The sequence below is a fragment of the uncultured Flavobacterium sp. genome (assembly GCF_963922255.1).
Taxonomy (GTDB): domain Bacteria; phylum Bacteroidota; class Bacteroidia; order Flavobacteriales; family Flavobacteriaceae; genus Flavobacterium.
Map to the genome: position 1 here is coordinate 51156 of NZ_CAWUIC010000006.1, position 18373 is coordinate 69528.

General features: G+C 30.0%; 18 protein-coding genes. 5 read left to right on the forward strand and 13 right to left on the reverse strand.

What is annotated here, in order from left to right; genetic code table 11:
* Positions 1-116 precede the first annotated feature (116 nt).
* Positions 117-572, forward strand: a complete 456-nt coding sequence (locus AABJ49_RS06395) for a hypothetical protein (protein ID WP_338377116.1) — start codon at positions 117-119, stop codon at positions 570-572.
* Between the two features lie 59 nt (positions 573-631).
* Here the strand turns inward: AABJ49_RS06395 and lgt are convergent, their stop codons facing one another.
* From lgt to AABJ49_RS06420, 5 genes are all read right to left on the reverse strand, one after another.
* Entirely contained in the window at positions 632-1555 is a 924-nt protein-coding gene (gene lgt, locus AABJ49_RS06400) for a prolipoprotein diacylglyceryl transferase (protein ID WP_338377118.1), read from the reverse strand.
* Between the two features lie 173 nt (positions 1556-1728).
* The gene (yidD, locus tag AABJ49_RS06405) at positions 1729-1956 is read right to left on the reverse strand and encodes a membrane protein insertion efficiency factor YidD (RefSeq protein ID WP_338377120.1); all 228 of its coding nucleotides are present in this window, start codon (positions 1954-1956) and stop codon (positions 1729-1731) included.
* A gap of 144 nt (positions 1957-2100) precedes the next feature.
* Positions 2101-3582: a cysteine--tRNA ligase gene (gene cysS, locus AABJ49_RS06410; protein ID WP_338377122.1), complete on the reverse strand. Its 1482-nt coding sequence runs from the start codon at positions 3580-3582 to the stop codon at positions 2101-2103.
* A 127-nt stretch (positions 3583-3709) separates the two neighbouring features.
* Positions 3710-4381 carry a GTP cyclohydrolase I FolE gene (gene folE / locus AABJ49_RS06415; protein ID WP_338377124.1) on the reverse strand — a complete coding sequence of 224 codons (672 nt, stop codon included), beginning with the start codon at positions 4379-4381 and terminating at the stop codon, positions 3710-3712.
* Positions 4382-4669: 288 nt separating this feature from the next.
* Positions 4670-5863, reverse strand: coding sequence for a pyridoxal phosphate-dependent aminotransferase (locus tag AABJ49_RS06420; RefSeq protein ID WP_338377126.1), 1194 nt, complete (start codon positions 5861-5863; stop codon positions 4670-4672).
* A 101-nt stretch (positions 5864-5964) separates the two neighbouring features.
* Here AABJ49_RS06420 and AABJ49_RS06425 point away from each other — a divergent pair, with 101 nt between their 5' ends.
* Positions 5965-7305, forward strand: coding sequence for an aspartyl protease family protein (locus tag AABJ49_RS06425; protein ID WP_338377128.1), 1341 nt, complete (start codon positions 5965-5967; stop codon positions 7303-7305).
* A gap of 30 nt (positions 7306-7335) precedes the next feature.
* On the opposite strand, the gene AABJ49_RS06430 is transcribed toward AABJ49_RS06425, so the two are convergent.
* Positions 7336-7761, reverse strand: coding sequence for a DUF1573 domain-containing protein (locus tag AABJ49_RS06430; protein ID WP_338377130.1), 426 nt, complete (start codon positions 7759-7761; stop codon positions 7336-7338).
* Between the two features lie 291 nt (positions 7762-8052).
* Between AABJ49_RS06430 and AABJ49_RS06435 the strand changes: the two genes are divergently transcribed.
* Positions 8053-10680 (forward strand): valine--tRNA ligase, encoded by a 2628-nt coding sequence (locus tag AABJ49_RS06435; RefSeq protein WP_338377132.1) that lies wholly within the window; start codon positions 8053-8055, stop codon positions 10678-10680.
* Between the two features lie 93 nt (positions 10681-10773).
* Here the strand turns inward: AABJ49_RS06435 and AABJ49_RS06440 are convergent, their stop codons facing one another.
* The 3 genes from AABJ49_RS06440 to AABJ49_RS06450 are packed head-to-tail and all read right to left on the reverse strand — an operon-like array spanning position 10774 to position 12218.
* Positions 10774-11217: a sensor of ECF-type sigma factor gene (locus tag AABJ49_RS06440; RefSeq protein WP_338377133.1), complete on the reverse strand. Its 444-nt coding sequence runs from the start codon at positions 11215-11217 to the stop codon at positions 10774-10776.
* A 2-nt stretch (positions 11218-11219) separates the two neighbouring features.
* Positions 11220-11645 (reverse strand): hypothetical protein, encoded by a 426-nt coding sequence (locus AABJ49_RS06445; protein ID WP_338377135.1) that lies wholly within the window; start codon positions 11643-11645, stop codon positions 11220-11222.
* Positions 11646-11675: 30 nt separating this feature from the next.
* Positions 11676-12218 carry a sigma-70 family RNA polymerase sigma factor gene (locus AABJ49_RS06450; protein WP_338377137.1) on the reverse strand — a complete coding sequence of 181 codons (543 nt, stop codon included), beginning with the start codon at positions 12216-12218 and terminating at the stop codon, positions 11676-11678.
* A gap of 102 nt (positions 12219-12320) precedes the next feature.
* Between AABJ49_RS06450 and AABJ49_RS06455 the strand changes: the two genes are divergently transcribed.
* Entirely contained in the window at positions 12321-12977 is a 657-nt protein-coding gene (locus tag AABJ49_RS06455) for an HAD family hydrolase (protein ID WP_338377139.1), read from the forward strand.
* On the opposite strand, the gene AABJ49_RS06460 is transcribed toward AABJ49_RS06455, so the two are convergent.
* Genes AABJ49_RS06460 through AABJ49_RS06470 form a run of 3 tightly spaced genes read right to left on the reverse strand, consistent with a single transcriptional unit; the run spans position 12978 to position 15486 of the window.
* Positions 12978-14264: a deoxyribodipyrimidine photo-lyase gene (locus AABJ49_RS06460; RefSeq protein WP_338377141.1), complete on the reverse strand. Its 1287-nt coding sequence runs from the start codon at positions 14262-14264 to the stop codon at positions 12978-12980.
* Between the two features lie 51 nt (positions 14265-14315).
* Complete coding sequence (locus AABJ49_RS06465) at positions 14316-15014, reverse strand: SDR family oxidoreductase (RefSeq protein WP_338377144.1); 699 nt, start codon at positions 15012-15014, stop codon at positions 14316-14318.
* Between the two features lie 4 nt (positions 15015-15018).
* Positions 15019-15486 (reverse strand): SRPBCC family protein, encoded by a 468-nt coding sequence (locus tag AABJ49_RS06470; protein ID WP_338377146.1) that lies wholly within the window; start codon positions 15484-15486, stop codon positions 15019-15021.
* A 140-nt stretch (positions 15487-15626) separates the two neighbouring features.
* Here AABJ49_RS06470 and AABJ49_RS06475 point away from each other — a divergent pair, with 140 nt between their 5' ends.
* Entirely contained in the window at positions 15627-16484 is an 858-nt protein-coding gene (locus AABJ49_RS06475; protein ID WP_338377147.1) for a DUF2911 domain-containing protein, read from the forward strand.
* Positions 16485-16539: 55 nt separating this feature from the next.
* Here AABJ49_RS06475 and AABJ49_RS06480 read toward each other — a convergent pair whose 3' ends face one another.
* Positions 16540-18219 (reverse strand): sodium:solute symporter, encoded by a 1680-nt coding sequence (locus AABJ49_RS06480; RefSeq protein WP_338377148.1) that lies wholly within the window; start codon positions 18217-18219, stop codon positions 16540-16542.
* Between the last annotated feature and the right edge of the window lie 154 nt (positions 18220-18373).

The following is an 18373-nucleotide window of genomic DNA, read 5'->3' on the forward strand; positions in this document are numbered from 1 at the left end:
TATTTCAATTGAATACCTATTCTCATTAGTCTTAATGAATTTAATTTATGAAAATGCTGTGTTTGAATAAAATATACTAAATTTTATTTGTTTTCGTTAATAGTAAAAAAGATTTTATGAGAAGAATAATTCTATTTGTAGCTTTTTCATTTTTAATTTCATGTAATGAAAATCGAGTTTATCATCAATATGATAAGAAATTTGAATCCAATCGATGGTTAGAATCCGATGTGAAAAATTATAATTTTGAAATTACAAAGGAAAATAATTATGATGTAATTATTGAGTTTTCTCATATCTACGATTATGATATGCCAACAATTCCATTAGTTATAAAAATAAAAACTCCTGATGAAAATGAAACGATTGAAAATTTAGATCTATCAATTAAAGATGAAAATGGAAAACATTTAGCAGATTGTTCAGGAGATATTTGCGATTTATATTATACTTATAAATCAAGCCAAAAATTATCTGTTGGAAATTATTCTATATCAATTTCTAATATTTCCAAATATGGATTTTTACCTAATGTAATTGGTGTTGGACTTACAGTGAATAAGTCAAAGTAAAACAAAAAGCATCCAGTAACTGAATAGAATCTTGATGCTTTATTCATATCATAAAATATTTAAGCTACTTTCTTGGTTCTAAAAATAAAGTAAAAACCAACAATAATAAACGGAATACTCAACCATTGACCAGTTGAAAGTAAACCAAGACTTTCCTCGAAACCACCTTGACTTTCTTTAACGTATTCCACAATGAATCTTACTGTCCAAAGTAAAACTAAAAACGTTCCAAAAAGTAAACCTTGTTTGTTTCTTGCATCTGTTTTCCAATACATATATAATAGGATTGCAAAAACAAAAACATAACCAAAAGCTTCATATAACATAGCGGGATGTTTTGGAGTAACTTCAGCTAAAACATCTGCAAACTGTGGATTTGTCTCAATAGCTTTATAAGCATCGTTTATGTCTGAAATATTAGTCTTTTCAAAAGCTTCTCTTGGTGTAAATTTGTCTCTTATAAATCGAATTCCAAAAGAAGAAGTAGTTTCTGTACCCACAATTTCCGAGTTGAAAAAGTTTCCTAAACGAACAAAAATGGCACCACTTGCAACTGGCAAAACAATTCTGTCTAAAACCCATAAAATTGGTTTTTGAACCACTTTTTTACTGTAGAAATACATCACAATAATAATTGCAATGGCAGCACCATGACTCGCTAAACCTGCAAATCCTGTAAATTCCCAGCCATCAGCAGTTTCTCGCATTGGTAATAAAATTTCCAACAAATGATTTTTGAAATAAGCCCAATCATAAAAGAAAACATGTCCTAAACGAGCACCAACTAAAGTTGCAACAACAGTATATACAAATAGATTGTCTAATTTTTCAATAGATTGTCCTTCGCGATTGTAGATGCCTTTCATTACATACCAACCTAAACCGAAGGCAACAACAAACATTAAACTATAAAAACGAAGTGTAATAAAACCTAAATCAAACCCTTCAGAAGGATTCCAAACCATATATAATGCGTTGTTCATGTATGTTTTCTTTTAAAAAGGTAAAAATAAAGATTATTATTCGGTTAGATGTTAAAAAAGATTCAAAATTCAAATTCAATAGCAATTACAAAAATCATTTTCAATTTAATAGCCACTTGTTAATTATCGATTTATTTTGCTGCACTCGCAAAACGGAGCACTGAACACTAAAATCAAGGAACAGGATCATAACCACTTTTTCCCCAAGGATGACAACTAATAATTCTTTTTATTGCCAACCAACCACCTTTAAACAATCCATGTTTTTGTAAAGCTTCAACAGTATAATGAGAACAAGTAGGTTCAAAACGACAAGCAGCAGGTGTAAACGGAGAAATTGCTCCTTGGTAAAAACGTACCAAAAGTACAAAAGGAAAAATTAATATTTTTTTTAAGCTCAAAATTATTCTTATTCATTGCCGTTCGGCTTAAGCCAACGGATTTGTTTTCAATTTAAATCTCAATTTCAAAAAAAGATTATTCAAATTTCTATAATTTCTCAAATCTGTGTTCCAAATAATTTTTCTATTCAGCAGTCTTGTATTTTAAATCGAAAAACTCGTTCCGTCTTTTCCATCTTTTAAAATAACTCCTATAGTGGCAAGTTTATCACGAATTTCATCTGATAAAGCCCAGTTTTTATTAGCTCGAGCTTCATTTCTCATTGTGATAAGCATTTCAACTACACCTGTTAATTTATCAGCATTGTTACTAGATGATTTTACATTTTTAATTCCCAAAACATCAAACACAAAAGCAGTTATAGTTCCTTTTAAAGTTGCCATATCTTCGGCAGTTAGAGACTCTTTTTTATCATTAACTAGATTGATGAATTTTACACCTTCAAACAAATTTGCTATTAGAATTGGTGAGTTGAAATCATCATTCATCGCATCATAACATTGCTGTTTCCATTTTTCAATAGAAAGAGTAGAAGTAGTGCTAGGAATTAATTTATCTAGTAGCGAAATTCCTTCCATCAAACGATTAAAACCTTTTTCGGCAGCAATCATCGCATCATTAGAAATATCTAGAACACTTCTATAATGTGCTTGAAGAAAGCAAAAGCGAACCACATTTGCCTCAAAACTTTTTTCAAAAAACGGATTATTTCCACCTAATAATTCCATAGGTAAAATATAATTTCCGGTTGATTTACTCATACGAAGACCATTCATAGTCAACATATTAGTATGCATCCAATAATTCACCGGAGAATGACCAAAACTAGCTTTAGCTTGAGCAATTTCACACTCATGATGCGGAAATTTCAAATCCATTCCACCACCGTGAATGTCAAAATTTTCACCTAAATATTTTGTACTCATTGCAGTACATTCCAAATGCCATCCCGGAAAACCAGCTCCCCAAGGAGAATTCCATCGCATAATGTGTGCTGGAGAAGCATTTTTCCAAAGGGCAAAATCTTGAGGGTTTTTCTTTTCACTTTGTCCGTCTAAATCTCTTGTGTTTGCTATTAAATCTTCAATATTACGGTTGTTTAATTCACCATAATTAAGACCTTTTTCGTTGTATGCTTTAACATCAAAATAAACAGAACCATTACTTTCATAAGCAAAACCATCAGCAATCATTTTTTGAGTCAATTCTATTTGCTCAATAATATGTCCTGTTGCAGTGGGTTCAATCGTAGGTTCTAAAAAGTTAAATTCTTGTAAAACCTTATGAAAATCAACCGTATATTTCTGAACAATTTCCATGGGTTCTAATTTCTCCAATTTCGATTGTTTCACAAAACGGTCATTTTCTACATCACCATCATCCGTTAAATGTCCAGCGTCAGTAATGTTTCTAACATACCTTACTTTATATCCAAGATGTAATAAATATCTATAAATCACATCAAAACTCATAAAAGTTCTAACGTTACCTAAATGCACATTACTATAAACCGTTGGTCCACAAACATACATTCCCACATTTCCATCCGAAATAGGAGTAAATAATTCCTTTTTTCCAGAAGTAGTATTATATAGGTGTAACGAATTGTTTTTGTAAAGTTGCATTTTCTTTATTTTTTTTGAAGCTAATCCTGCTATTCACTATATCTTTTTATTTTGAAGGCAAAATAAAAAGGATACCGTTCCTATCAGGGCTAGGGCAATTATTTTTAGTTGAAATTATTTGGTAAAATTAAAAAGTAGTTTCCATTTTAATATAATCTAAAAACTCTCTTCTTACTTTGTCTTCTTTGAATTTCCCACCAAATTCAGCAGTAACCGTACTACTTTCGATGTCTCTAATTCCTCTTGAATTCACACATAAATGTTTAGCATCAATTACACAAGCCACATCTTCTGTACCTAAAACTTTCTTAAGTTCTTCCACAATTTGTATATTCAAACGTTCTTGTACTTGAGGTCTTTTAGCAAAATAATCAACAATTCGATTCATTTTAGATAACCCAACAACAGTACCATTAGAAATATAAGCCACATGAGCACGTCCTACAATAGGTAATAAATGATGTTCGCAAGTAGAATAAACAACAATGTTTTTCTCTACCAACATTTCATTGTATTTATACTTGTTGTCAAATGTAGATGAACTTGGTTTTTTTGCTGGGTTTAATCCTCCAAAAATCTCCTTTACAAACATTTTAGCAACACGATTTGGAGTTCCCTTTAAACTATCATCAGTTAAATCCATTCCAAGTGTATTCAAGATATTTTCAACATCTTTTTTTATGGATTCAATTTTTTCTTCATCAGAAATAGCAAAAGCATCAGCTCTTAATGGAGTGTTTGCACTGGTTCCTATATGGTTTTCACCTATTTCTAAATTAAAATCTTCGTTTTTAGACATATTAATATGCAATAAGTTTTTAGCAATTTTTCTTAAAGTGCAAAGATAAATAATAAACTTCAAATAACTGTAGAAATGTTAAAACTAAACAAATTTATAGGTTTTGTTTAACTTAAACTATTTATGTAGAACGAATCTGTTGTTTAGAAATACTAAAAGAGTGGGCTGAATTTTAGTAAAGTGTATATTAATATAAAAGTGTAAAGAAATTTAAATTTGTTTACAATCAGTCAATTATAAGATAAAAAAAAGGTTACTCATTGAATAACCTTTTTTTATTTACTGGAATTATTTTTTATTGTAAACTGCTAAAGCTTCCTTTAAAATGCGAACAGACTTAATCAAATCTTCTTTTTTAAGTACATAAGCAATTCTTACTTCATCAATTCCAACATTAGGCGAGGAATAAAAACCTGCAGCTGGAGCAACCATTACAGTTTCACCATCCAAATCATAACTTTCTAATAACCATTGAGCAAAATCATTTGCACTAACTATAGGTAATTTAGCAATGCAATAAAAAGCTCCTTTTGGAGTCGCTACCTGAACACCTTCAATTTTTAATAATTCTTCAATTAAAATATCTCTACGCTCTTTATATTCCGCAATTACTTCATCAAAATAACTTTGAGGAGTATCTAAAGCAGCTTCACTGGCAATTTGAGCGTAAGTTGGAGGACTTAACCTAGCTTGTGCAAATTTCATAGCGGCTGCCATTACTTCACTGTTTTTTGAAACAATACATCCAATTCTAGCACCACACATACTAAAGCGCTTAGAAACAGAATCAATCATAATAGCATGATTTTCTAATTCTTTTACATTTAAAACAGAAAAATGTTTGAAACCATCATATGTAAATTCTCTGTAAACTTCATCGGCAATTAAAAACAAATCGTGTTTAATTACAATTTTTGCCAGTTGATTTATCTCTTCTTCTGAATATAAATAACCTGTTGGGTTGCCAGGGTTACAAATTAAAATTGCTTTTGTTTTTGGAGTAATTAGCTTTTCAAAATCTTCTATAGGAGGTAAAGCAAAACCAGTTTCAATAGTAGATATAACAGGAACTACTTTTACACCAGAAGCAACGCTAAAACCATTGTAATTAGCATAAAATGGCTCAGGTATGATAATTTCATCGTCAGTATCCATTGTGCTTCCTAAAGCAAATAATAAGGCTTCAGAACCACCTGTAGTGATTATAATATTTTGTGTATCTACTGGAAGGTTTTGATTTTTATAATATTTAGAAAGCTTTTCTCTATAGCTCTCAAAACCAGCAGAATGACTGTATTCTAAAACGTCAATATTTGCATTTTTAACAGCGTCTAAAGCCAATTGCGGGGTTTTAATATCAGGTTGTCCAATGTTTAAATGATAAACTTTATGTCCTTTTTTCTTTGCAATTTCTGCGTAAGGCACCAATTTTCTAATTGGTGATTCAGGCATTTGTATACCTTTTTGTGAAATTTTTGGCATCTTAAATTATGTTTGATTTGCAAAATTGCAACTTTTTTTTTAAATTATTTCATCTTTCTAGTTTTAAAAAATCTATTTTGTAGAATTACTTTAGTAACTTTATGAAAACTTTATTGTTTATGTTGAGTAGATTAATATTAATTATATTTTTTGTTTTTTCCAATATCACTTTTAGTCAAGTAGATTCTACTTGGTTTTCAAAAAGAAATAAAATAATTATTCCTTTTGAATTTTCTAATAATTTAATTATTTTAAAAGTTAAAATTAATGGAACTGAATTAAAATTACTTTTAGATACTGGAGCAGAAAAAAATGTGTTATTTAGTTTTGAAGAAGAAGAAAAAATTGTAATAAATAATGCAAAAAAAATAAAAATTACTGGTGTGGGAAATGGTGAGCCAATGGAAGCTACTGTCTCTTCAAAAAATCAATTAAAAATAAAAAAATATATAGATAATAATTTTTCAGTTTACATTTTAAATGAAGAAATTGTTGATGTAATTAATAAATTAGGAATTGAAATAAATGGAATATTAGGCTACAGTTTTTTTAAGGAAAGATTAATAGAAATTAATTATGAAAAAAAGAAAATCATTATACATAAGGACAGAACAATTTTAAATTCAAATAAAATAAAAAAATTTACAACTGAAAGCATAGAAGTAAAGGACGATAAGCCTTACATTAAAATTAATTCTGCAAGCAGACATAATAAACGAGAATTAAAGTTATTATTAGATACTGGTTTGAGTGATGGATTGTGGTTGTTTAATAAAAATGATATTTTCGATAAAAATCAAAAATTTATATCTGATGTTTTGGGAGTAGGATTGTCAGGAGAAATTTATGGAAAAAGATCAAGAATTGATAAATTAAACTTATCAAAATTTGATTTTAATGATGTATTAGTTGCTTATCCTGATAGCCTATCTTTTAAAAATATTAAAATTTTAGAAGACAGAGACGGGTCATTAGGGGGTGAAATTATTAAAAGATTTAATCTGTTTTTAGATTATAAGAACCATAACATCTATATAAAACCAAACAAAAATATAAACGATCCGTTCAATTATAATATGTCAGGTATAGATGTTCAACATGATGGTATTGAAGTCATAAAAGAAAAAATCACATTATATAATGGTATATATAGAGATGATACTGATTTTTTAGGTGAAAATGAAAAGTTAAAATACAATTATAGATTTGTTTTTCAACCAACATATAAAATTACACACATCAGAGAAAATTCTCCTGCAGCTTTTGTTAATTTAAAAGAAGGTGATAAAATTCTAAGTATCAATAAAAAGAGTGCTTACAATTACACTATCCAAAAAATAAACGACTTATTCCAATCTGAAGACGGAAAAAAAATAAAAATGGAAGTAGAGCGAGAAGGCAAAATAATAGAGGTAATTTTTTACCTTAAAAAAATCATATAAAAAAGCCTCAAATCCATGAGGCTTCTTTATTTATTGTTCTAAAATTGATTTCTTTTTTTCAAGAAGATTAACTTCTTTTTTCTCTACAACTGTACCTTTAATTCTCAAGGTAACCATTCCACTAGGAACATTTACAGCATTACTTTCTACAGTAATAGATTTACTAATTGGTCCAGGATTCATGTTATATTGAACTTCAATAAAATCAGATTTTCCAGGCATAATAGGAGCTGTTGGTTTTGTAGGAACCGTACAACCACAAGTTGATTTAACATTTTTGATTTCTAAAGGAGCATCACCTGTATTTGTAAACTCAAACTTACGTTTACCATCATCATCTCCTCTTGTAACTGTTCCATAATTTATTGTCTCTTCTTTAAACTCAATCTTTGGCCCTTGAGCAAAGGCAATGGTTGAAATAAACAATACTGCAACTAAATTAAGTAAATTTTTCATCATATTATTTTTTTAATTATTGTAAAATTAAACACTTTTGCAAAAAATACAAACAAATTAACTTTTTTTATTTTAGGTTATATTGTTACTTTTGCAAGTATAAATGTACAAAAACAATACCAAACTCATTTTTGCTTTTTGGAGCAATGTGGCTTGGGCATTTTTAGAAACCATTTTCCTGCTATTCATTATATCTTTTTTTTCAAAAAAGGATACCATTACTATCAGGGCTATTAATTTTTCATAAACCTTTTGTATAGTTTTAATTATAAATAAAATAACAAATCATAAATGATTCCATCTCAGTTTAATCCAAAAGAAGTAGAACAAAAATGGTACGATTACTGGATGAAAAACAACTATTTTCATTCAAAACCAGACCACAGAACTCCTTATACAATAGTAATTCCTCCACCAAACGTGACAGGAGTCTTGCATATGGGCCATATGTTGAATAATACCATACAAGATGTTCTAATTCGACGTGCTCGTTTAAAAGGATTCAATGCCTGTTGGGTTCCTGGAACAGATCATGCTTCTATAGCAACAGAAGCAAAAGTGGTTGCCAAACTAAAATCAGAAGGTATCAATAAAAGCGATTTAACACGTGATGAATTTCTAAAACATGCTTACGATTGGACTGACAAATACGGTGGAACAATTCTAGAACAACTAAAACAATTAGGTTGTTCTTGCGATTGGGATAGAACAAAATTCACCATGGATGAAGATATGTCAGCTTCTGTAATTAAATCATTTGTAGATTTATACAACAAAGGAATGATTTATCGCGGATATCGAATGGTAAATTGGGATCCAGAAGCAAAAACCACTTTGTCAGACGAAGAAGTAATTCACGAAGAACGTCAAGGAAAATTATATTACATCAACTATAAAGTAGAAGGTACAAACGATGTTTTAACTATCGCAACAACTCGTCCAGAAACAATTTTTGGAGATACTGCTATTTGTATCAATCCAAATGATGAACGTTTTTCACACTTAAAAGGTAAAAAAGCTATTGTTCCTATTTGTAATAGAGTGATTCCTATAATCGAAGATGAATACGTTGATATCGAATTTGGAACAGGATGTTTAAAAGTAACACCTGCTCACGATGTTAACGACAAAGAACTTGGAAATAAGCACAATCTTGAAATCATCGATATCTTTCATGAAGATGCTTCGTTAAACAGTTTCGGACTACAATTTGAAGGTCAAGATCGTTTCGTAGCACGTGAAAATGTTGCCAAAGAATTAGAAGAAACTGGAGTTTTAGTAAAAACTGAGATCCACATGAATAAAGTTGGAACTTCAGAAAGAACGAAAGCTGTCATCGAACCAAGACTGTCTGATCAATGGTTCTTAAAAATGGAAGAGTTGGTAAAACCTGCCATTAAAGCGGTTTTAGAAACGGAAGAAATTAAATTATATCCAAGTAAATTCAATAATACATATCGTCATTGGTTAGAAAATATCAGAGATTGGAATATTTCGCGTCAACTTTGGTGGGGACAACAAATTCCAGCTTATTTCTATGGTGACGGTAAAGAAGATTTCGTAGTTGCAGAAAACATTGAAGAGGCTTTGGTTTTAGCCAAAGAAAAAACTGCCAACTCATCACTGACCACTGAACACTTAAAGCAAGATGCTGATGCTTTAGACACTTGGTTCTCTTCATGGTTATGGCCAATGGCTGTTTTTGGTGGAATTTTAGATCCGGAAAATGAAGAGTTCAACTACTATTATCCAACAAATGATCTAGTTACTGGTCCAGATATTTTGTTTTTCTGGGTAGCTCGTATGATTATTGCAGGTTATGAATACACAGGAAAAAAACCTTTCAACAATGTATATTTAACAGGGTTGGTTAGAGATAAACAACGTCGTAAGATGTCAAAGTCACTAGGAAATTCTCCTGACCCATTAGATTTGATTGAAAAATTTGGAGCTGATGGTGTTCGTGTTGGATTATTGTTGAGTGCTTCAGCAGGAAACGACATCATGTTTGATGAAGAATTATGTAATAATGGTAAAGCTTTCGCTAATAAAATTTGGAACGCATTTCGATTAATCAAAGGTTGGGAAGTAGCTGATATTGCACAACCAGAAGCATCAAAAATTGCGATGGATTGGTACGAAGCGAAATTGCAACAAACTTTATCTGAAATTGAAGATAATTTCGAAAAATACAGATTGTCAGATGCTTTAATGAGTATTTATAAATTAGTTTGGGACGATTTCTGTTCATGGTTTTTGGAAATTATTAAGCCAGCTTATCAACAACCAATTGACAAAGTAACGTTTGACAAAGCCATTGAATTGTTAGAAGCTAATTTGAAGTTATTACATCCATTCATGCCTTTCTTAACGGAAGAAATTTGGCAATACATTGCAGAAAGAACACCAGAGCAAGCTCTGATTATTTCAGAATGGCCAACAATGAAAAATACAAATGCTGATTTAATCACTGAATTTGATTTTGCTGCTGAAGTAATTTCTGGAATTAGAACCATTCGTAAAGAGAAAAATATTGCTTTCAAAGATGTTATCGATTTAAAAGTTATCAACAACGAAAAAGTAGCGACTACTTTTGATTCGGTTATTCTTAAATTAGGAAATGTTGAAAGTTTAGAATACGTTAATGAAGCTGTTGATGGAACATTAACTTACAGAGCAAAATCGAATGAGTACTTTATTCCTATTGCCGGAAATATTGATGTAGCTGCAGAAATTGAAAAATTAGAAGCTGAATTAAAATACACTCAAGGTTTCTTAAAATCGGTTCAAGGAAAATTAAATAATGAAAAATTTGTGGCTGGTGCACCAGAACAAGTTATAGCAAATGAAAGAAATAAAGAAGCTGATGCTTTAGCTAAGATTGCTACAATTGAACAAAGTTTGGCTAGTTTGAAGTAAACAATATTTGTCATACTGAACTTGATTCAGTATCTAAAAAAATCCCGTTTAGTTGTAAAACCAAACGGGATTTTTTAAACAAACTAACCTAATTTATTTTTTATCTTTTCCTTTATATTGTTTAAAAAGAGTTCTTGTAAATTCTTCTTCTGCTTTTTTTAGTTGTAATACTTTTTTAGCACCAATGATTTCTTTTGCTTCTCTTGTGAATTTCTTTTTTAAAGCTACTAATTCTTCATCAATAGATTCCATGTCAGAAAGAATCGTTGAGGCTTCTTTATCAGATAATTTATCTAAACCATCACCTTTATATTTTTTCATGATGGTTTTCATTTTGTTATGACGTAACTCAAATTGCTTTTCGTCATAGGTATTGTAAATTGGCCAAAATTTTTCAGCTTCAGCAGTGGTTAAACTCAATTCTTTTGTAATATAAGCTACTTTTAAAGCTTTAACTTTTTCAATTTTTTCTTTGCTAGGTTGTGCAATCGACACCATCGAGAACAAAACAACTAAAAGGGTAATATACTTTTTCATTTTTATTCGTTTAAATATAAATCTACGTTTTGATAATTTTCTTCTAAATATAATTCTACCGCATCATCGTTTAATGCTAAACTTTCTTCTAATGAAGCAAAGTCCTCATTGGTCAATTCGGTTGCAATTTCATAATTTGTCATTGTTGGTTGCATTGCCAAATATGTTTCAATGGTTTCATCTTCAACAACATTTGTACTTGTGGCTGTGTCTTGCATTGAAAAATAAACAGGTAAAGCAATTGAAACTAATAATACAGCTGCTATACTTGTCATCCAAACTCTTTTATTTTTCCATAATGAAATTACTTTTGGTTCATTTGCAACCACTAATTGACTAAGCATTTTAGTTTCAAATTGTTCAAAATAACCTTCAGGAACTTTGAATCCTGATTTTATTTTTTCATTATTTAAATTAAAATCTGTCATACTATTAAGACTATTTTTTTTGTAAAAGGTTTAATTTGATTTTAAAAATTCTTCTATTTTCTTTGTTGCCAAATGATAACTTGCTTTTAAAGCACCTACAGAAGTATCGAGAATTTCAGACATTTCTTCATATTTTAATTCTTCAAAATATTTCATTTTAAAGACTAATTGTTGTTTTTCAGGTAAAATTGCAATAGCTTTTTGTAGCTTTAATTGAATTTCTTCTCCTTCAAAATACACATCACTTTCTAAATTATTAATAGCTTTACTTTGTAATTCTTCATTAGAAACACCACTTTTCTTGGCTTTTTGTTGCAAAAATGTCAAAGATTCATTAGTTGCGATCCGATACATCCAAGAATATAATTTGCTATCTCCTTTAAAATTTTTCACATTTGAAAACACTTTAATAAACGTATTTTGTAACACATCATCAGCATCATCATGGTTTAAAACGATGTTACGTATATGAAAATATAAAGGTTTCTGATATAACTCCAATAGCTTTTTGAACGCTTCGTTTTGCGTTTTAGGATTAGATAATTCCAATAAAAAAGCTTTTTCGTCTTGCAAGTTTTAAATCTTTTGTTGATAAGACTAAAGATAAGCAAAAAGGTTTAATATAATTTTTAAAAATCTTTTGTAGAATGTACCTTTGCCGCAAACAACACTACAATGATACAAACAGTAATTTTTGATATGGACGGTGTAATTGTTGATACAGAACCGGTGCATCATTACGCTTATTTTCAACATTTTAAACAGTTAAATATTGAGATTTCAGAAGAATTATATAGAACCTATACTGGAAATTCAACTCGAAATGTTTTTCAGAAAATAAAAGCTCAATTTAATTTACCCCATGAAGTTGAAGATTTAATTCAGACCAAAAGAAGTATATTCAATGATGCTTTTGATACCAAAGAGGATTTATATTTAATTGAAGGAGTAGAAGATTTAATCAAAGATTTACATGCCAACGGAATTCAATTAATTTTAGCCTCATCAGCTTCAAAAGTTACGATTGATAGAGTTTTTAATCGTTTTAATTTAAATCAATATTTCACCCATAAAGTTTCAGGAGAAGATTTTCCGAAATCAAAACCACATCCAGCTATTTTTGAACATGCAGCCAGTTTGTCTGTTGCTCCAAAAGAAAACTGTATAGTTATAGAAGACAGCACAAATGGAATTGAAGCTTCTGTTGCTGCAAATATTTATTGTATTGGCTATGATAGTTTACATTCCAAAGATCAAGATTTATCAAAAGCGAATATTTTAGTAAAACATTTTAATGAATTAAATGCTGAAATTGTAAAGAATTTGAAGTAGTTAAGCAACAGCTTCTTTATAAGTTTTCAAACAAAGTTCTCTAGCTTCTTTATGGTCAACAATTGGTTTTGGGTAATGAAGAGTTTCTAATTCTGGAACCCATTTTTTGATGTATTTTAAGTCTTTATCAAACTTCTTAATTTGTTCCGTTGGATTAAATATTCTGAAATAAGGAGCTGCATCAACACCTGATCCTGCTGCCCATTGCCAATTCCCAACATTACTCGACTGTTCATAATCTAACAGTTTTTGAGCGAAATAAGTTTCTCCCCATTTCCAATCGATTAGTAGGTGTTTGCATAGAAAACTGGCTACAACCATTCTTACGCGATTGTGCATGTGACCTGTTTTATTTAGTTCTCTCATTCCAGCGTCTACCATTGGGTAACCCGTTTTTCCTTGACACCATTTTTCAAATAATTCTTCATTATTTTTCCATTGAATGGCATCGTATTTTGGTCTAAAACTCGAATTTACAGTATAAGGAAAATGCCATAAAATTTGCATGAAAAACTCTCTCCAAATTAATTCTTTTAAAAACGTTTCATTTTGAAAAGTTGCTGCATGATTTACCATTTTTCGAATTGAAACAGCTCCAAAACGTAAATGAGCTCCAAGCATTGAAGTTCCGTTTTGAGCCGGAAAATTTCGAGTTTCTTCATAGTTTGAAATCACTTTATCGCCAATATCAAAAGGAGTTACTTTAATTTCAGAAATTTCAAAACCTATTTCTCTTACACTTAAAAAAGGGTAGGAGTGAATGGTTATTTTATTTAATTTACTTTCTGAATTATAATGCTTTAAGTTGATTTTAGAAAGAGCTTCTTTCCATTTTTTTGAATAAGGAGTGTACACTACATAGGGGTCACCATCATCTTTTACAACTTCACTTTTTTCAAAAATGACTTGATCTTTACTGGTTTTGAATTCTACATCATTGTCTTTAAATAACTGATTCATTTCCTTATCGCGTTTTCTAGCATAAGGCTCGTAATCGTGATTGGTATAAACCGTTTTTATCTTATTTTCTTGAATTAACTTTTCGAAAATTGCTTTTGGTTCACCATGAAAAACAGCTAGAGATTTTCCGTTTTCTTGCAGTTTGTTTTGAATTTTAGATAATAATTCATGTATAAATGATACACGAGCATCATCTTTTGGTAATTCGGATAATATTTTTTCGTCAAAAATAAAAATAGGTAATACTTCTTCCTTATCATTCAAAGCATGAAAAAGGCCTACATTATCTTCTACTCTTAAATCTCTTCTAAACCAAAATATATTCATATTCAATTACAATTACAAAAATCAAGCTCAATTACAATTTCAAAAATCTAATTATCCATTAACCAAAAGCGTAGACATTCCACCATCTACGTGTAAAATTTGACCACTCATCCAACTACTTTTTTCACTTAATAAAAAGCTAGCCATTTGAGCAATATCTTCGGGTTGTCCATATCGTTTTAACGGATGACGTTCTGATGACTTTTCCTTTTTCACTTCATTATTTAAGAATTTATCCGCTAAAGGTGTATCTGTTAAAGATGGAGCAATTACGTTCACTCTAATTTTCGGAGCATATTCAGCAGCTAAAGCTTTAGCAAAACCTTCAATAGCACCTTTTGAAGCCGCAACACTTGTATGAAAAGGCATTCCCATACTTGCAGCAACACTACTAAACAAAACAATACTAGAATGGTTTGAAGCTGTTAAATTAGGCAAAAGAGCTTGAATAACCTTCACCATTCCGATAAAATTGATTTGTAAATCGTTTTCAAAGACTTCAATTTTTAATCCTTTAAAGGGTCTTAAATTAATGCTTCCTGGTAAATAGACTAAACCATCTATTACTTCTGGTAATTTTGGAGTATCTAATGTATTAGATGTTACATCAAATGGAATATGAGTTACATTTAAATTTGCTAATTTTTCATTTGTTCTACTGGCCACAAATACTTTATTGTTCATTTGTAGTTCTTTGGCTAACGCTAAACCAATTCCGTATGAACCTCCAATTAATAGTATGTTTTTCATGTTTTTAATTTTTAAATTCCCCAAATAATTCTATTAATTTTTTTCTTCTGTATTCGAAGATTTCATTTAGTTTAGGTTGAACGATAAATGGATGCACCATTTGACCTAAAATTCCCATTGGGACTTTATAATCTACAATATCTTCCATTTCCACACCACCATCAATTTCTTTTAGAAAATGCTTGTGATGCCAAAGGGCATATGGTCCAAAACGTTGTTCATCTACAAAGAATTTTTTATCTACAACATGAGTGATTTCTGTTACCCATTTTGTTTTTATTCCTAAAACAGGTGTTACAATGTATTGAATTAATTGTCCAGAATACATAGGTCTATCTGCTCCAGAAAGTATTTCAAAACCCATATAATCTGGAGTTATTGTTTTTAAATTTCTAGGATTGGATAAAAAATCCCAAGCTTCTTCGATTGTAATGGGTAAGTTTTGTTTGCTGTGTAAAGTATAAATTTTCATGATTTATTTTTTGTAAAGGTAATTATTGTTTAACAAATTACGAAAATAATTAAACAAAATAATATAATTTTTAGATAGCTTTAACATAAATTTGATTGAATATTGCGTAAATTCGTGGCATTAAAAAAAAATAACCAAACATGAAAAAATTATTATTAGCTGCTATTTTTGCTTTTTCAAGCATTTTGGCTACTGCTCAAGTAAAAACACCACAGGCAAGTCCTAGTTCAAAAGTGGAACAAGTTGTCGGATTAACAACAGTTGAAGTTAATTATTCTCGTCCAAGTGCAAAAGGGAGAACGGTTTATGGAGAATTAGTTCCTTATGGTTCTGTGTGGAGAACTGGAGCTAATGCAAATACTACTGTAACATTTTCTGAAAATGTAAAAATTGAAGGAAAAGAGTTGGCAAAAGGAACTTATGCTTTATTTACAACTCCAAAAGCAGATAGTTGGGATGTGATTTTTTATAAAAATACTGATAATTGGGGAACACCTGAGAAATGGAATGATGCTGATGTAGCTGCCAAAGTTTCTGTTAAACCTGAATCAACTAACAGACACGTAGAAACATTTACTATTTCTGTCGATAATATTACCAATGATAATGCTGTTTTAAGTATCCAATGGGAAAAAACTATTGTTCCTGTTAAAATTGAAGTTCCTACAAAAGAAGTTGCAATTACAAGTATTGAAAATGCTTTAGCTGGACCAAAAGCAAGTGATTATTTTTCAGCAGCACAATATTTTTATCAATCAAACGGTGATATGAATAAGGCATTAACTTGGGTTAATAAAGCTGTAGAACTAGCAACTGCAAATGGAAAAGAAGCTCCATTTTGGTACTTACGTCAAAAATCTTTAATTCAAGCAAAATTAGGTGATAAGAAAGCGGCAATTGAAACAGCAAAAGCTTCTTTAGCAGGTGCAATTAAAGCAGGAAACAAAGACTATGAAAAAATGAATAATGATTCAATTGCAGAATGGTCGAAGAAATAAAAATGTACTTTTTAAGTAAAAATGAAAATGCCTTTCGATATTGAAAGGCATTTTTTTATTTTCTATTATTCAGAAAAGCTTGAACAGTCAAAGACAGTAGTAAGGTAAGAATTGCACCAATAAAATTCAACCAAAGGAAACTAACTATATCAATATAAAAAATGTAAAATATAGTCAGTTGACTAATACAAGCAGCAATAAAAATAGCTTTTCCTTTTACATAATGAATATAAAATCCTACAAGGAATATTCCTAAAACTGTTCCATAAAATATTGAACCGATTATGTTTACCAATTGAATTAAATTTTCAAAAAGCGAACTGATACATGCAAAACCAATAGCAACTAATCCCCAAAATAAAGTAAAATACTGAGTGGCATAAACATAGTGTTTGTCAGATTTATCACCTTTGTTTCTTTTGTAAATGTCTATTGTAGACGTTGCTGCTAATGAATTTAAACCAGAAGCACTTGAAGACATAGCTGCACTAAAAATTACAGCTAATAATAATCCTAAAATCCCTTTGGGTAAATGATGTAATATGAAATATAGAAACACATAATCTTTATCATTAGTTTCAGCTTTCGAATCTGATTTTGCGATTAAATTTTTTGCCTCTTCACGCAACTCTTTTTCTTGAGAAGTTAAGGTTTGCATTTTCTTTTTTAAGGCATTGTTATCGTAATCATAATTTAATTGCTCAATATAAATATGGTTAATGACATTTTTTTCTTCATTAATAACAGCTAATTTGTCTTCTAATTTGCTATAATCCTCTTTATATTTGGAATTTTCAATATTTGTAACATTTGTCGGATTAAAATGTAAAGGTGCACTGTTAAATTGATAAAAAACAAAGACCAAAACTCCAGTTAAAAGAATAAAAAACTGCATTGGAACTTTTAAAATTCCGTTCATAATCAAACCCATCTGACTTTCCTTGATTGACTTTCCAGAAAGATAACGTCCAACTTGTGATTGATCAGTACCAAAATAAGAAAGCATCAAGAAAAAACCACCTGTAATTCCACTCCAAAATGTGTATCGTGTTTCTGGATTATAAGAGAAATCTAGAATTTCCATTTTACCATTTGCTCCCGCTATTTTTAATACATTGAAAAAGTCTAATTGTTCAGGTAATTGGTTTAAAATAATTATAAATGTAATTACCATTCCACTAAAAATAACAAACATTTGCTGTTTTTGGGTAACATTAACGGCTTTGGTTCCACCAGTTACTGTGTAAATGATTACTAGGATTCCAATGATGATATTAAGAATAAATAGATTCCAACCTAATAAAGCTGAAAGAATAATTGCAGGTGCATAAATTGTAATTCCGGTTCCTAAACCTCTTTGAATTAAGAATAAGATTGCTGCTAATGTTCTAGTATTAATATCAAATCGTTGCTCTAAATATTCATATGCAGTGTACACTTTTAACTTATGATAAATAGGAATAAAAGTATAAGCAATCACAACCATAGCCAAAGGTAATCCAAAATAGAACTGCACAAAACCCATTCCGTCATGATAAGCTTGACCTGGTGTGGAAAGAAAGGTAATAGCACTTGCTTGTGTTGCCATTACTGAAATTCCAACAGTAAACCAAGGGGTTTCGTTGTTTCCTAAAATATAATCTTTAACGTTAGCACTTCCTTTTGTTTTTAATGCACCATAAATCACAATAAAAAGTAACGTAAACGATAGTACAATCCAATCTAAATTTGCCATATTATGTGAACATTTCCATTAATAAATAAAACACTAATATGTAAAGAGCATTGAGTACCAAAACGATACTGTAACTCATTTTCCATTTGTTTTTTTCTTTCTCCATAATTAAATATTTGCCGCTAAGGCTCAAAGTCACAAAGTTTTTTTCTGC

Coding starts and splice junctions, on each gene's coding strand:
- AABJ49_RS06480 (WP_338377148.1), bottom strand. CDS start 18,219: ATGGCAAATTTAGATTGGATTGTACTATCGTTTACGTTACTTTTTATT.
- AABJ49_RS06460 (WP_338377141.1), bottom strand. CDS start 14,264: ATGAATATATTTTGGTTTAGAAGAGATTTAAGAGTAGAAGATAATGTA.
- AABJ49_RS06435 (WP_338377132.1), top strand. CDS start 8,053: ATGATTCCATCTCAGTTTAATCCAAAAGAAGTAGAACAAAAATGGTAC.
- AABJ49_RS06440 (WP_338377133.1), bottom strand. CDS start 11,217: ATGAAAAAGTATATTACCCTTTTAGTTGTTTTGTTCTCGATGGTGTCG.
- cysS (WP_338377122.1), bottom strand. CDS start 3,582: ATGCAACTTTACAAAAACAATTCGTTACACCTATATAATACTACTTCT.
- AABJ49_RS06430 (WP_338377130.1), bottom strand. CDS start 7,761: ATGAAAAATTTACTTAATTTAGTTGCAGTATTGTTTATTTCAACCATT.
- AABJ49_RS06425 (WP_338377128.1), top strand. CDS start 5,965: ATGAAAACTTTATTGTTTATGTTGAGTAGATTAATATTAATTATATTT.
- folE (WP_338377124.1), bottom strand. CDS start 4,381: ATGTCTAAAAACGAAGATTTTAATTTAGAAATAGGTGAAAACCATATA.
- lgt (WP_338377118.1), bottom strand. CDS start 1,555: ATGAACAACGCATTATATATGGTTTGGAATCCTTCTGAAGGGTTTGAT.
- AABJ49_RS06445 (WP_338377135.1), bottom strand. CDS start 11,645: ATGACAGATTTTAATTTAAATAATGAAAAAATAAAATCAGGATTCAAA.
- AABJ49_RS06470 (WP_338377146.1), bottom strand. CDS start 15,486: ATGAAAATTTATACTTTACACAGCAAACAAAACTTACCCATTACAATC.
- AABJ49_RS06420 (WP_338377126.1), bottom strand. CDS start 5,863: ATGCCAAAAATTTCACAAAAAGGTATACAAATGCCTGAATCACCAATT.
- AABJ49_RS06395 (WP_338377116.1), top strand. CDS start 117: ATGAGAAGAATAATTCTATTTGTAGCTTTTTCATTTTTAATTTCATGT.
- AABJ49_RS06455 (WP_338377139.1), top strand. CDS start 12,321: ATGATACAAACAGTAATTTTTGATATGGACGGTGTAATTGTTGATACA.
- AABJ49_RS06465 (WP_338377144.1), bottom strand. CDS start 15,014: ATGAAAAACATACTATTAATTGGAGGTTCATACGGAATTGGTTTAGCG.
- AABJ49_RS06475 (WP_338377147.1), top strand. CDS start 15,627: ATGAAAAAATTATTATTAGCTGCTATTTTTGCTTTTTCAAGCATTTTG.